Annotated in this window: 17 protein-coding genes; 16 read left to right on the top strand and 1 reads right to left on the bottom strand. The window is 45.9% G+C overall.

The features are described from left to right. The first annotated feature begins 1 nt into the window (after window position 1). From WFI24_RS24725 to WFI24_RS24655, 15 genes are all read left to right on the top strand, one after another. Window positions 2-634, top strand: coding sequence for an MBL fold metallo-hydrolase (locus tag WFI24_RS24725; protein ID WP_336764723.1), 633 nt, complete (start codon window positions 2-4; stop codon window positions 632-634). A 339-nt stretch (window positions 635-973) separates the two neighbouring features. Then, window positions 974-1,219, top strand: coding sequence for a hypothetical protein (locus WFI24_RS24720; RefSeq protein ID WP_336764722.1), 246 nt, complete (start codon window positions 974-976; stop codon window positions 1,217-1,219). A gap of 101 nt (window positions 1,220-1,320) precedes the next feature. Continuing rightward, window positions 1,321-1,851 (top strand): RNA polymerase sigma factor SigY, encoded by a 531-nt coding sequence (gene sigY, locus WFI24_RS24715; RefSeq protein WP_336764721.1) that lies wholly within the window; start codon window positions 1,321-1,323, stop codon window positions 1,849-1,851. A 2-nt stretch (window positions 1,852-1,853) separates the two neighbouring features. After that, a complete protein-coding gene (locus WFI24_RS24710; protein ID WP_336764720.1) occupies window positions 1,854-2,189 on the top strand; it encodes a YxlC family protein in 336 nt (111 codons plus the stop codon). Next, on the top strand, window positions 2,182-2,415 hold the full coding sequence (locus tag WFI24_RS24705; protein ID WP_336764719.1) for a sigmaY antisigma factor component: 234 nt from the start codon (window positions 2,182-2,184) through the stop codon (window positions 2,413-2,415). The genes WFI24_RS24710 and WFI24_RS24705 overlap by 8 nt, the downstream gene beginning before the upstream one ends. 220 nt (window positions 2,416-2,635) lie before the next feature. Then, a complete protein-coding gene (locus WFI24_RS24700; RefSeq protein WP_024631336.1) occupies window positions 2,636-3,019 on the top strand; it encodes a hypothetical protein in 384 nt (127 codons plus the stop codon). A 205-nt stretch (window positions 3,020-3,224) separates the two neighbouring features. Continuing rightward, window positions 3,225-3,512 carry an Asp-tRNA(Asn)/Glu-tRNA(Gln) amidotransferase subunit GatC gene (gene gatC, locus WFI24_RS24695; protein WP_076333553.1) on the top strand — a complete coding sequence of 96 codons (288 nt, stop codon included), beginning with the start codon at window positions 3,225-3,227 and terminating at the stop codon, window positions 3,510-3,512. 27 nt (window positions 3,513-3,539) lie between these two features. Continuing rightward, the gene (gene gatA / locus WFI24_RS24690) at window positions 3,540-4,997 is read left to right on the top strand and encodes an Asp-tRNA(Asn)/Glu-tRNA(Gln) amidotransferase subunit GatA (protein ID WP_336764718.1); all 1,458 of its coding nucleotides are present in this window, start codon (window positions 3,540-3,542) and stop codon (window positions 4,995-4,997) included. A gap of 26 nt (window positions 4,998-5,023) precedes the next feature. Continuing rightward, window positions 5,024-6,463, top strand: coding sequence for an Asp-tRNA(Asn)/Glu-tRNA(Gln) amidotransferase subunit GatB (gene gatB, locus WFI24_RS24685; protein WP_336764717.1), 1,440 nt, complete (start codon window positions 5,024-5,026; stop codon window positions 6,461-6,463). Between the two features lie 94 nt (window positions 6,464-6,557). Beyond that, complete coding sequence (locus WFI24_RS24680) at window positions 6,558-7,019, top strand: GNAT family N-acetyltransferase (RefSeq protein WP_336764716.1); 462 nt, start codon at window positions 6,558-6,560, stop codon at window positions 7,017-7,019. A gap of 33 nt (window positions 7,020-7,052) precedes the next feature. Continuing rightward, entirely contained in the window at window positions 7,053-7,763 is a 711-nt protein-coding gene (locus WFI24_RS24675; protein WP_145325779.1) for an MgtC/SapB family protein, read from the top strand. Window positions 7,764-7,909: 146 nt separating this feature from the next. Continuing rightward, complete coding sequence (locus tag WFI24_RS24670; RefSeq protein WP_336764715.1) at window positions 7,910-8,503, top strand: hypothetical protein; 594 nt, start codon at window positions 7,910-7,912, stop codon at window positions 8,501-8,503. Window positions 8,504-8,528: 25 nt separating this feature from the next. Beyond that, window positions 8,529-9,938 (top strand): DUF4097 family beta strand repeat-containing protein, encoded by a 1,410-nt coding sequence (locus tag WFI24_RS24665; protein WP_336764714.1) that lies wholly within the window; start codon window positions 8,529-8,531, stop codon window positions 9,936-9,938. 170 nt (window positions 9,939-10,108) lie between these two features. Further along, on the top strand, window positions 10,109-10,531 hold the full coding sequence (gene perR, locus WFI24_RS24660) for a peroxide-responsive transcriptional repressor PerR (protein WP_026081471.1): 423 nt from the start codon (window positions 10,109-10,111) through the stop codon (window positions 10,529-10,531). A gap of 116 nt (window positions 10,532-10,647) precedes the next feature. Next, complete coding sequence (locus WFI24_RS24655; RefSeq protein WP_336764713.1) at window positions 10,648-12,378, top strand: glycosyl hydrolase family 18 protein; 1,731 nt, start codon at window positions 10,648-10,650, stop codon at window positions 12,376-12,378. A 263-nt stretch (window positions 12,379-12,641) separates the two neighbouring features. Here the strand turns inward: WFI24_RS24655 and WFI24_RS24650 are convergent, their stop codons facing one another. After that, window positions 12,642-13,031, bottom strand: coding sequence for a DUF2614 family zinc ribbon-containing protein (locus WFI24_RS24650; RefSeq protein ID WP_336764712.1), 390 nt, complete (start codon window positions 13,029-13,031; stop codon window positions 12,642-12,644). Between the two features lie 122 nt (window positions 13,032-13,153). Between WFI24_RS24650 and WFI24_RS24645 the strand changes: the two genes are divergently transcribed. After that, a complete protein-coding gene (locus tag WFI24_RS24645; RefSeq protein WP_336764711.1) occupies window positions 13,154-14,032 on the top strand; it encodes a nucleotidyltransferase-like protein in 879 nt (292 codons plus the stop codon). Window positions 14,033-14,543: the final 511 nt, after the last annotated feature.

Here is a 14,543-nt window from a genome sequence, read left to right as displayed (position 1 = left end):
TATGCTTAACATTCGTACGTTTACACTAGGCCCGCTTCAAACCAATGCGTATCTCCTGCAAGGAGATGATCCGGGTAAAGCAGTCATTATCGATCCAGGCATGAATCCAGGGCCGTTGCTTAAGGCGATCCAAGACTTGGAGATCGAAGCCATTCTCCTGACTCATGCTCATTTTGATCATATGGGTGGGGTAGATGAGATCCGTAAATTGAAGGGATGTCCCGTGTATCTTCATGATTTGGAGAGTGACTGGCTCACAACCCCAAAATTAAATGGATCTTTGAATTGGCCGCAGGCGACACCGCCGCTTTCGACAGATCCTGCCGAATATGCCATGGACGAAGGACAGAAGCTGAATCTGATTGGTCATACGTTTAAAGTGTTCCATACACCTGGACACTCACCAGGAAGTGTAAGTCTGCTTTGTGGTAATGACCTGTTTGCCGGTGATGTGCTGTTCCGCATGGGTGTGGGCAGAACGGACCTGACCGGAGGGCGTGAACGGGATCTGATCGATTCGATCCAGAACAAGCTTTACACCTTTGCAGATGAAGTGAAAGTGTACCCAGGTCATGGTCCCAAAACGACCATTGGTTATGAGAAACAGAACAATCCTTACGTGTCCGCAAGATAATCCGACAGGATATGTGAAGAAAGTCTGGACAAGTGACAACTTTTTCATTAGAATAGCAATTAGTTGTTACAAGCGTTAAGGCATCATCTAACTGAAGCATTACCAAGAAACACCCAACCTCGCGAAGCACGCAGACTGTGGTCTATACCCGGTTTGCGTTCTTTTTTTATTTTCAGCCGTTTTTTTGTGCAGAATCAGCCAGTTTTACCCTACTTAGAGATGCATGACACGCTTCATAACAATCCAGTTTAAGACCAATAGCAAGTTAGTAGCAAGTACAGATTGATTTAGAATGATGAATTTAAGAAATAGTAGATCATGAGAGCGGGGAAGATCAAAGTGGAGAAAACAAGAGTCATTCCATTGGGACAGCGTGTCGATTATCCGATTATTGAAGAAAACCGTCGCATGTTGGATAGTGTAAAAAGAGAAACAGGTACTAACCGAGCTTTAATACATAATCCTAGCGTGACCAATGAAGTGATCAAGCCTCAGCAGAATATATGGACAAGCCGTGTACTAAGAAACGGAGCCTGCAACCAACCGTGGTTCGACAAGCTGCAAGATTACCGGAATCAAGTCTGATTGCCGGGAAATTGTCGGGTTTAATTTTTTTTGATTCCATTGAACGTTTCTGCAGAGCCTGTCGTATTAACTCCAGAATGAACGGGAAGCAGGTGATTTTCATGATAAAGACAGCTGAGCTTGAAGAGGTACGCAGAGCAGTATCGGGAGACGATAGCGCACTCGCAGCGTTGTTGCAACGTCACTACACTTTTGTGTATAAGTATCTTGTCAAAGTGACAATGGACGCTAACCTCGCAGAAGAGACAGTACAAGATACGATGATTCGTTGTATGGAAAATATCCATCGATATGATGGCACGTCTGCCTTTTCATCATGGATGATCACCATTGCGACCCGCATCTATATCGATAAGACAAGACGTAAGAAGAGAGAACAGAACTGGCTTGCTCTCATCCGGGATCAGGCTGTACGTCGATTCCGCTGGCAGCTTGAGACTCGGAATGAAGAATGGACAGATGTCATGGATGCGATGACAAGACTGACACCCGAACATCGTGTTGCAGTGCTACTGAAGCATTATTATGGATACGGGTATGACGAGATCGGGGAAATGCTGGGTATTCCTGCCGGAACGGTAAAGTCACGCACAGCTTATGGTCTCCGTCAGTTAAGAAAGGAGCTGGAATAAGGATGGGCAGATCAGATGATGCACAAGAACAAGAAGTTGTAGAACGATTGCAGCAACACATGAAAGTGCTGGATGATGCATTTGAGCCGACAAGTATTCCTTCCTTGGGTTCACTTGAAGCCCAAGTCAGGGAACGGAAACAGATTAGACGTCGAGCCAATTGGATAGAGATGATATGTTTCTGGTTGGTTGGATTGCTTGCCATTACGTTCGGGGCATTATTTTTTGTATCTGCTCCAGCTCTATATTTGGGAATCCAGGCTCTTGGTACAGCTGTTGCAGTGATTTTGGCTGTGATCTGGGCCGGACGGCGCCGGAAGGAGGTTCGTCATGAATAAAATGCATTATTCATTGGATGAGATTTCTCCACTGTGGCTTACATTGCTTGGCATTTTTCTTTTGGTCCAGGGCACATGGATCTTTCAGGACGCACGCAAACGTGGACGTTTCCCCTGGTTATGGGGATTATGGGGGATCACCGGATTTCCCACGCCGCTCATCATATACTGGTTCGTCGTGATTCGATCACAACGCAAGCCAGGTACACAAAACAAGAAAATATGATTGTTTTAATAGAGGTTGTTTAAAAAAGTCCGCTACTCCATTTCTAACTTCATCCCATCTTCTCGGTACCGAATACCGTTCTTTTTAAACACGTACTAATGCAGAGAAAAAAGATTTTGCACAAATATGTTGTTTAATTCTAGTATTCCTAGACATCGTTATTCTTTTCTAGTAGACTATACAGATAAATATTAAAGATAGACTACCAGGAGGTTAGACGATGCTGCGATTAGGAGAGAAGGTTGTCATCGTCGCGGATGCGTTTGAGCAGAATCTTCCTGTGGGGGAATATGGTTTCATCATCGCTTATGACCGGAATCCGGACAATGCGTTCGATTACGTGCTTCGAGTGCCGCAGGTGAACCGGAACTTTTTTGTTCCATCCGGCGACGTCGATCTGGAAGAGGTTCTGCTGAAGCAGGAAGCTGAGCGGGTCGAGCGAGAAGCGTTGATAGATTACGCCCTTGCGACACACAATGAGAAGCTGTTTCATCATCTGATGAACGGAGATTTTCAAGCTGTGGAAGAGGAAGAGGAAACCGCGAACGATGTTATGTCACAGGCGGATTTTATAAAGCAGGTTAATCTGCGTGCATGGATTTAGAATTTTAAGAGTCGGCTGATGCCGGCTCTTTTTTATTTTATAAGTTTGATTTCAGCTTCCCGGAAGCCTGTCAGGTCATTTGCATTGAATTGTCGAACTATCTCACCTATAATGAAAAAAGTTATCTTGAGACTTTAGCCCGTTAAACGAGCGATTCGTTTCAGGTCGTTTCGGGAATCAGAACGAATGAAGGAGGCATCCGCTAATGAGTATTTCGAATAATGACGTTCAGCATGTGGCCAAGCTGGCCCGGCTCAACTTGACTGCTGAAGAAGAACAGACCCTGACAGGTCAGCTGAACGCGATTTTAAAATATGCAGAAAAGCTGAATGAGCTGGATACAGAAGACATCGAACCCACCACTCACGTTCTGCACGTAAGCAATGTCATGCGTGATGATGAGACCAAAGAAAGCCTGTCGATTGAACAGGTGATGCGCAATGCACCGGAAGAAGAAGACGGGCAGTTTAAAGTGCCTGCTGTAATGGAATAACGGATAACCGGAAGGAGGACAAAAACAGTGAGTTTATTTGAACAATCGTTGCCTGAGTTACATAACAAGCTGCATGCCAAAGAGCTGTCGGTCAGCGATCTGGTGGATCAGGCGTATCAGAACATTGACGCGCATGATGATAAAGTTAAGGCATATTTGGCACTGGATGAAGAACAAGCACGCGCTCGTGCACGTCAACTGGATGACCGTCTGGTTAGCGGCGAGGAGAAAGGTTTGCTTTTCGGCCTGCCTGTAGGCATTAAGGATAACATCGTTACAAACGGACTGCGCACGACGTGTGGTAGCCAGTTTCTTCGTAATTTCGACCCGGTGTATGATGCGACAGTTGTCGAGAAATTGAAAGCTGCGGATACCGTAACTATTGGTAAACTCAACATGGACGAATTCGCCATGGGCGGCTCCAATGAGAATTCAAGTTTCTCCCCTGTACGTAATCCATGGGCACTTGATCGTGTTCCAGGAGGCTCCAGTGGTGGTTCTGCAGCAGCTGTGGCTGCGGGAGAAGCATATTTTACACTCGGATCAGACACAGGTGGCTCCATCAGACAGCCTGCTTCGTATTGCGGTGTTGTCGGATTGAAGCCGACATATGGACTTGTTTCCCGCTTTGGTCTTGTGGCATTTGCTTCATCCCTGGATCAGATTGGACCTTTGACGAAAAATGTTGAAGATTCTGCCTATGTATTGCAAGCCATTGCTGGTTATGATGCCAAAGATTCGACATCTGCAAAAGTGGAGATCCCCGATTATTTGAGTGGACTGACAGGTGATGTCAAAGGACTTCGTATTGCCGTTCCGAAAGAATACATCGGTGAAGGCGTCGATCCACAAGTGAAAGAGACCGTTCTGTCTGCATTGAAAGTTCTCGAAGGACTCGGGGCAACATGGGAAGAAGTGTCCCTCCCGCATACCGAATATGCGGTGGCTACGTATTACCTACTTGCTTCTTCAGAAGCTTCTTCGAACCTGGCTCGATTTGATGGTGTACGTTATGGCGTGCGTGCAGACAATCCGGACAACTTGTTGGATCTGTATCATCAATCCCGCAGTCAAGGCTTTGGTCCTGAAGTGAAACGACGCATCATGCTTGGAACGTATGCACTCAGCTCGGGTTACTATGATGCCTATTATCTGAAAGCACAGAAAGTTCGTACATTGATCAAACAGGATTTCGACAATGTATTTGCCAAATATGATGTCATTATCGGACCAACTGCGCCAACAACGGCGTTCAAACTGGGTTCACAGGTGGATGATCCACTTACGATGTATCTGAACGATATTTTGACGATTCCGGTCAACCTAGCTGGTGTACCTGCCGTTAGTATTCCATGTGGATTCTCGGAAGGATTGCCAGTAGGCCTGCAGATTATCGGTAAAGCATTTGATGAAACGACCGTATTGCGTGTAGCGCATGCGTTTGAACAAAATACAGAATTCCACAAGCAGCGTCCGCAGCTGTAGACTGCCCGGAACGGAGGAATATAGAAATGTCCGCATCTAAATATGAAACGGTCGTTGGACTTGAGGTCCACGTGGAGTTGCACACGAACTCCAAAATTTTCTGTGGTTGCTCCACAGCTTTTGGAGCTCCGCCGAATACGCATACCTGTCCGGTCTGCCTTGGGCATCCGGGCGTATTGCCTGTACTGAATCGTCAAGCTGTAGACTATGCGATGAAGGCAGCGATGGCCCTGAATTGTACGATTGCTGATGTCAGCAAGTTTGACCGTAAAAACTACTTTTACCCCGATTCACCAAAAGCCTATCAGATCTCGCAATTCGATCAACCGATCGGTGAGAACGGCTGGATTGATATCGAAGTGAATGGTGAAACGAAACGAATCGGCATCACGCGTCTTCACTTGGAAGAAGATGCAGGGAAGCTTACACATATCGATGGTGGGTACGCGTCTTTGGTGGACTTCAACCGTGTCGGTACCCCACTTGTGGAGATCGTATCCGAGCCTGAGATTTCTTCTCCGGAAGAGGCACGTGCGTATCTCGAAAAATTGCGTGCAATCATGCAGTACTGTGATGTGTCGGATGTGAAGATGGAAGAAGGTTCACTGCGTTGTGACGCCAACATCAGTTTGCGTCCACATGGTCAGGAGAAGCTGGGAACAAGAGCCGAGCTGAAAAACATGAACTCCTTCCGTGGTGTGCAGCGTGGTCTGGAATATGAACAGTATCGTCAGGCTGAAATTCTGGATGATGGCGGTGAAGTGGTTCAGGAGACGCGTCGTTGGGACGAAGCTCAAGGAAAAACACTGTCGATGCGTGGCAAGGAACAGGCGCATGACTACCGTTATTTCCCGGACCCGGATCTCGTGAAGCTGCATATTGATGCAGACTGGAAAGAGCGGATCAAGGCTACCATACCTGAGCTTCCAGACGAGCGTAAAGCTCGTTACACAGCTGATTATGGATTGCCTAGCTATGATGCAGAGGTTATTACTTCATCCAAGGCTATAGCTGATCTTTTTGAGGATAGCCTGAAATTCACTCAGGATGCCAAATCCGTATCCAACTGGATTATGGGCGACTTGTTGGGTTACCTGAATACGAGTAACCTCGAGGTAACTCAGGTTCCACTAACAGGTCAAGGTTTGGGTGAGATGATCGGACTGCTGGAGAAGGGTACCATTAACAGTAAAATTGCGAAAACCGTATTCAAGGAAATGCTGGAGAGCGGCAAGCTTCCACAGCAGATCGTTGAAGAGAAGGGTCTTGTGCAGATTAGTGATGAAGGTGCCATTCTAGCCATCGTGGAGCAGGTTGTGGCGAACAATCCTCAATCTGTGGAAGATTATAAGGCTGGTAAACAGAAAGCCATTGGTTTCCTCGTTGGTCAAGTTATGAAAGAAAGTAAAGGCAAGGCGAATCCCGCCCTCGCCAACCAACTGCTTGCAGATGTACTGAACCGCTAATCCTTCCGGTGAGGCCGGACAGAAAGAGGCTCGTCCCTGTGACAGCCTCTTTTTGTTATAAATAGACGAAAGTAATTCAGACGGGGGAACGGATATGAACATTCAATCATTGTCACTGCGTGATCTGGAGACGTTGGGACAGTTATGGAGACTTCAACATGTGGCCTATCGATTGGAAGCTGAAATCATCGGATTTCAGGAGATTCCTCCTTTGATGGATACGATGGAGACACTTCGGGATTGCGGAGAGCACTTTTATGGTGTCCATGATGACGGGGAACTTATCGGGGCTGTCGCTGTAGCGGAGGAAGAGGAGAACACACTGACCATTACACGAATGATGGTGCACCCAGATCACTTTCGCAAGGGAATCGCTGCATCTTTAATGACGCATGTATTGGAACAGCATGCGGATCTTCCGCGTTATATCGTCTCCACAGGAACGCTGAATCAACCCGCTGTGAAACTGTACACCAAATTTGGTTTCAAACCCGTGGAAGTTACACAGATTGCACCTGGAGTGGAATTAACGACTTTTCACAAGAATAAACTTTAATAACGTTAACAACTTGGAGGAGGAATACCGACTTTGGGCGATCCCTGGTTCATTGATGAGTGGCACATTTTATTACGATTATTACTGGCTATGCTGCTTGGAGGGCTCGTAGGCCTGGAGCGGGAACGGTCCAATCATGCTGCTGGTTTGCGTACCCATATTTTGGTCTGTCTGGGCTCTGCACTGATTATGATGTTGTCTGTTTATGGCTTTAAAGATTTTGCTAATGAATTAAATGTAAGGATCGATCCAGCCCGTCTGGCTACAGCTGTAATTACTGGTGTCGGATTCCTGGGAGCAGGGACAATTCTCTTCACTGGAAAATCCATCACCGGTCTGACTACGGCAGCTTCGATCTGGGTTGTTGCAGCTATTGGACTCGCAGCAGGTGCGGGATTCTTTTTTGCATCGATCGTATCCACCGTCCTGGTATTGCTTAATCTCTGGGTATTTAACAAACTGGAGCTGAGGTATTTACGAGGGAACAAGATGCATGTCGTTACACTTCATACGTTGTCAGAACCCGGTTTTCTGGAACAACTGTCTTCATGTATGGAGCAGGAGAAGATCAAGATCCGTAAAATTACTGTGAATGAACAAGACCTGGCATTTGCAGAGATGATATCGGTTGAACGCAAAATTGAGATTGTGCTGCATGTCCAGGTACCGCATGATTTCGAAACAGTAGGGCTTGTATCTAAGTTAAGACAGTGGGAACACGTGACCAAAGTTTCGATCGAATAAATGAATTACAACCCTCCACAGGCAGTAGTGCCGGAGGGTTTTTGGTCATATCCATATTTCTTCCAGTTACTCTCCTTGCTCTTTAGGGTACTATCTAACCAAATGCATGAAGAGCGGAAGGTCAGATCAGAAGAGAGGAGTATGTTATGAAGCGGAGACGTCAATTGAACAAAAAGACCCGTACAGTTCAGGCCAAACCGGTCAGAAATCGGACTCATAAGTTTATTGCGGGATTACTTAGTGCCATTATTCCTGGGCTTGGTCATATTTATCTGAGATTGTACATGCGAGGTTTGACCTTTATGCTGCTGGTTTTGCTTGATCTGTCAGCAGTGTTGTACTTCTCATCCATTGGAATACAGATCAATGTGCCATTGCTCATCTTGCTTGCTTTGTGTATCCCGGTTATTTACTTTTACAATGTATATGATGTGCTGCAATCTGCAGATTGGGTCATGATGCGCAGACGGAGAGCAGTAACCCAGGGAACTTTGGACAAGCCGGTATCCAATGAACGTTCTACACGAGATGCAATGATGGTCTGGGAGAGAGGCATATCATTTGGATTGCTCCTGATTGTGGGAGGGTCTTTGATGGTACTGTTTTTCCGTAAACCACGCTGGTTCCAGGAGATTCTTGCCATGTACGGTGGATATTCATTTGCGATTCTTATGATTGTAGGGGGATTGCTTCTGTTCGGGCGTGAGTTTTGGGTTATGTTGAACAAGAAAAAATTGTAGTCGATACGATAAAGGGGGGAACCTGATGAACCGTAAAGTCCGGGTTGGCCGCTATACGGCTGCCGCCTTAATCATAGCGGTTGGTGTGCTGTTGATTTTGGATAAACGGTGGGGAACTGACTATGTATATGAGATGGTGGACTGGTGGCCATTTTTACTCGTTGTTTTAGGCGTGGAATATATTGTGCTGTTCTTGTGGACACGTAGAAGAAAAAAAGTGCAATCCGTTAATTCAGACAATCCTGATGAACCCATAAAAGTACGTTTTAGACCCGATGCCAAAGGCATTCTGACCTCGTTGATTTTGGCGGCTTCTGTATTTATTGTTACGGAACAGGATCACTACATGCACTTATGGAATAGAGTGAGTCTAAATCTTGGAGCGGCTTCCATGGACTACAGTCAAGCTGCAGGATATATGGAGGATAAGGGCACGATCCGTGTACCTGTTGGTATGGATACTTCAGATCTGGTGGTTGAAGGTGTGAACGGAGATATCTCGGTACAACGGGGAGACACAGAGGAGATTGAAGTACGAACGGTTATCTGGGTGGATCAGACGACGGAGGTGCAGGCGAAAGCCGTAGCGGATGCCTCTTTTGTAGAGACGGATGGAACGAAAGTAATTCATATCAAGGCTACAGGCAAGACGTATGGAGAAAATGAAAAAACACAGCCACGGATGAATATGACTATTACGATTCCGGATGATCGTCGCTTTAATTTGGATATTCGAACTTCCAATGGAGCCATATTATTAAATCGTCCGGAAGCGATCAGTACTATATTAGCTGAAACGGGGAACGGACGAATCCGGATTACCAATGCCGTGGGAGATATCTCGGGGAAAACGTTGAACGGAGATGTCATTGTGGCCAACGCCATTGGTAATGTAGATCTGGACAGTAACCGTGGAGACATGAAGGCTCGCGGTGTTTCAGGAGATGTCGATCTGACCACACAAGTGGGAAGTATCAGTATCGCAGACTCCGTTGGCGAATTCACGGCAGAGACACGTAACGGCAATATTACGCTGGATGGTGCCAATCTGGGAATCAGGGCTCAATCGCTCAATGGCAGTATTAACATCGTATCTGCCAAAGTCGGAGGAGACTGGGATGTGTACAGTGCTGTAGGTGCCATTAACGTGCTGCTCCCTGATCGGGGAGACTATAGTCTTTCGGGTTCCAGCAGTTATGGAGATTTAAGCACTGATTTGCCTTTCAAAGTCCAGAACAAAACCATAGAAGGCCAGCTCGGTGAGGGTGAGTACAGGGTGAAAATTGAAGGCAACAGTGATCTCACCATTCAGAGCAACCCGGCCGTGTCTACGCCTGAAATAGTTACACCAGAGTCTGAAGATTCGGCTGAAAATCTGGAGCAGATCACCGAACACGGAGCAAATTCCCAGGAGGATTCTACAGAGGTTCCTTGACCACCGCGTTGACAATAAACTTGTAATCGCCGTAAAATAAATGTACACTGGCAAGATTACACGACACGATAGATGGGGTGTCGTTGTTAATGGCCGGGAATCAACTCTGTACGAGGAGACAGTACTCACTCTTCACCAGAGAATGAATGAAAGGTAAGGCGGTGGGTTTTATGGCAACACGTGTCCAACATGCGTTGGAGCATCTGAAAACGACCGGTGTCCGTATTACACCCCAGCGTCATGCCATATTGAACTATCTGATGGAATCCATGGGGCATCCGACAGCCGATGAAATTTACCGAGCGCTTGAACCCCAATTTCCCAGTATGAGCGTGGCGACGGTATATAACAATTTGAAGATGTTTCTGGAAGCTGGCATGGTCCGGGAATTGACATACGGAGATAATTCAAGCCGCTTCGATGCCAATGTGACGGATCATTATCATGTTATCTGCGATCAATGCGGCAAGATTGAAGACTTCAGCTATCCTTCACTCAAAAGTGTAGAACTTCAAGCGGAGTCTAGTACGGGTTTTGAAGTACATGGTCACCGATTAGAAGTATATGGCGTTTGTAAAAGTTGCAGGGATTAAGAGAGTTGAATTACAATATTAACGTGTAGAATTCAGAGTATGGATTCTACACGTTTTTTTTATAACAACTTATGCGCACATTCTTATGATTCAGCATAATTAACGGAGGTAGACGTTTGGGTAGAAAAAGCAGATATACACGTCAGAAGCGACGTTCATTTTGGCCCGGTTTTCTCGGAGCTTGTCTGATCGCTGGGGGTGCCTACTGGCTTATAACGAATGTATGGTTGAACCAGACCCATGAAGACCCGGATTGGGTAGGAAGAAGTCAGCCTATTTTTGTGGATGGGCAACTGATGGACGGAGACGCTTCGGGTACAGGGGATCAACTCAAGTTGCCTGTTAAGGTGTTGCAAGAGGCGATTGATGCGGGTATACGTTATGAACCAGAGTCGGGAGATATCATTATTGCCACCCCTCAGCGTGTCCTTCATATGAAGGAGGGCAGCACACAAGCAGAACTTAATCACAAGGACTATCCTATGACGGTTAAGCCGGAGGTTAAGGACGGAGAAGCATACATTCCGCTCAAACCATTGAAAGAAGTATACGGCATAACCATACAGGAAGATGCGGTAACAGGTGCTGTGCTGCTGATGCGTGGAGGAGACACGATACAATATGCAGCGATTGATACGTTGTCATCCAAAGAAGACAAGACAGTGCCGCTATATAAACATGGGGGAGAATCCTCACCAATCATTGCTGACATGGAAGAGAATGCACGGGTACGTGTATGGCAGACAGGTGATGACCAGAGTTTTGTTCAACTCGATAATGGTTATGCCGGATATGTTGATAATGATTATATCGCGCTCACCGAGAAAAAAAAGGTGGACATGCCCAAGTACACGCTGACTGCAGCTGAGAAAAAGTGGAAGAATAAACCGGTCAACCTGGTTTGGGAAGCTGTGTACAATCGTCAGCCTGATGTAAGCTCTATTGGTAAAATGCCGGGTGTAAATGTGGTCAGCCCCACATGGTTCCACATTACAGATGGACAGGGCACTGTGAAAAGTAAGGGAAACCAGGCTTATGTAAACTGGGCTCATCGTTCCGGCATGGAAGTATGGGGGTTAATGGATAACAGCTTTGATCCCGACATTACAAAAGAAGCCGTCGCTTCTTACAAGACACGCACTCATATTATCGAGCAGATGCTAGAGTATGCACAGACATATCAATTGGATGGTATCAACATCGACTTTGAGAACGTGTATACAGATGACGGGCCGAATATTACGCAATTTGTACGCGAGATCAAGGCGATGGCACGCATCAATGGATTAATGTTATCCATTGATGTGACACCAAAATCGAACAGCGAGATGTGGTCAGCCTTTCTGGATCGCCGTGCTTTAGGTTCTTTTGCAGACTATGTTATTGTAATGGCTTATGATGAACATTGGGCGGCCAGTCCCAAGGCAGGTTCGGTAGCGTCTCTGCCGTGGACCGAGGCTTCCATGAGACGCATACTTGAGGAGGATGAAGTACCTTCTAACAAGTTGATTATGGCGGTTCCGCTCTACACACGGATCTGGACGGAAGAGACGGATGATCAAGGCGAGGTTAAGGTGTCTTCCAAAGCGGTAGGCATGAATACCATTGTGGAACTCATCCAAGAAAAGAAACTCAAACCCGAACTGGATCAGGCAAGTGGACAGAACTATGTGGAATATGAGGAAGACGGAGCTACCAAGAAAATATGGATCGAAGATGCCGTGTCCCTGCAGGCGCGTGTGGATTTGATTGCATCGTTGAAACTGGGCGGAGTAGCTGCGTGGAATCGGAGCTTTGCTAATGCTTCTGCCTGGGAGGTATTAAAGCAAGCCGGTTACCAGAAATAATTAACTTGCTACGGGTTTGACTGATCACGTTGCTTGTTTTTCTTCGCAGAGCCAAAAGTTGCTCCCGTTCGGTACCATCTTACATGCAATCTATCATTTTATAGCTGTAGGACTTATAACTTAACTTCGTATTTTAACTATTCATAACATTTACAAGGGTTACTTACACTTATAAGCCAAGCCAAAAAAGGTCCGGTAGACATACCGGGCCTTTTTTTAGTTCTTGGATGAAATTAAGGTGTAAGACATCGGGCGGTTGAAGATCAATTTGTACTATCCATCGGTGGGGGGGCTGTTGTAGAAGGCGCTTTCAGTTGTTGACTGGTCATATTAGCCTTATTAGGATCCAGGGTGAGGATGGTATGACAGAACATGCATCGATCCGTTTTGCCAAGCATTTTGGTTAACTTCCCGCATTCCGGGCAGTCGACTTGTACTGCGCTGGTGGAGAGCATGCCAGCCCAGAAATAGATGGCCAGACTGGCCATCATGGCAATCAGTCCGATGACGAGTCCAACAGCTGCGAATACTTTGCCTGCATGTCCCCAGAATACAATCCCCGCTGTCCCCAGTATCATTAGGCCCATACCCAGCATGGTCAGCAGTAATCCCCAAGTGCGAAAAGCATTAATTTTTGCTGATTTAAAAATCATGAAAAATGCTCCTATCGTATGAGTAGTATCGGGCCTGGAAAAGAAGGAAACTTTAGTCTGGATGTAGAATTACATTATAACTGACTTGGCGCTTATCTGCCATGAATTGTATGGAGGGAATCGTGGAATTAAAGAACCTTGCTTTTTTGTCCGAACAGTCGGAAGAGACGGGGGCAGTTGGGGCTATCGCTTATTCCCACACGGGAGAGCGATTCCACGGCTCCCTAGTTCAAGATTTTGAATTATTAGTACTTGTTGTTCATAACGATGACCAATTGACATCGACGGTGGGGCATTACAGATATGGTGATCTTCGTTATCAAATGATCTATGCCAGCCGTCATGAAGTACAGAGTAGTGTAATTACCGGTAATCATAATAACCTCACCCAGTGTCTGATTGAAGGTGAGATCATCTGGGAAGCAGACAGCGCATTAAGTGATTTGCGAGAAGAATTGTCTGCTTTTGGTACAGAATTGCGTGAGCAGAAGCTTCTGCACGAATTCTCCAGTTTCTTGAGAATGTATGTCGAGGCCAAGCGTCATATCCAAGAAGGTCATGTGGTAGACGCCTACTACAATGTATTAGAGGCTTTGGGGAACTGGGCACGAATTGTGTTGATTGAACAGGGGATATACCCGGATCATGCGGTATGGACACATGTGCAGAATCTGGACCGCGCTCTATGGAAGCTATATCAGGAGCTTACCGTAAGCTCGGAGACGCTGGAGCAGCGAGTAGAGCTTGTATTGCTTGCCTGTGAGTTCTCCGTAATGTCCAAAATGAGTGAATGTTCAGAGCTTTTACTCCGTGTGTTAAGAAGTCGCAAGGAGCCGTGGAGCATGAATGAACTTGTTCATCATCCCCAGTTAAGATTTGTTAGAGAGGATCTGCCGTTGGTTCTCCGTAAGCTGGTCTTTCGTTCTATTGTAAAAGAATCGGCAGGATGGCCATCAATCGAAGGAGAGGGCCGGGACATTCGGTATTGGATTGAGGCATAACCTCATCTAGAAGACTGGTACTATATTCATCACATAAGGGAGGGGAAACCTTCCTTTTTTGTTTGTTTAATAATTTATAAAAAAATGTTGACTCTCATTCGCGATATGTGATACATTATATTTCGTTCCTCAAACGAGCTTATCGCCAACAAGTGATAAAATCTTAAGAGGAAAATTGAAGAACTAAAGCTTCAAAAAAGAAATTAAAAAAGTTCTTGACGAAAACAAACGAAATGTGTTACATTATTTAAGTCGCCGCCGAAACTTGGTTGAGACGAAAAAACAAGTGAAACAAATCGTGTTTGATTTTTGAAAACTGAACAACGAGTGAGTGAACATTCTGCTTGCAGAATGAACGCGAAAGTTGGAAACAAGCCTTGGTTTGAATCCACTGGAGCAAAAATGAGATTTTTAATCTCGTCAGATTCAAAATGAGCTTATCGCTCTTTTCAATACTTTATTGGAGAGTTTGATCCTGGCTCAGGACGAACGCTGGCGGCATGCCTAATAC

The organism is Paenibacillus sp. USHLN196 (assembly GCF_037144955.1).
Classification (GTDB): Bacteria; Bacillota; Bacilli; order Paenibacillales; family Paenibacillaceae; genus Paenibacillus; species Paenibacillus xylanexedens_C.
Note: the sequence above shows the minus strand (reverse complement) of the source record. Positions and strands in the feature narration are given on the sequence as shown.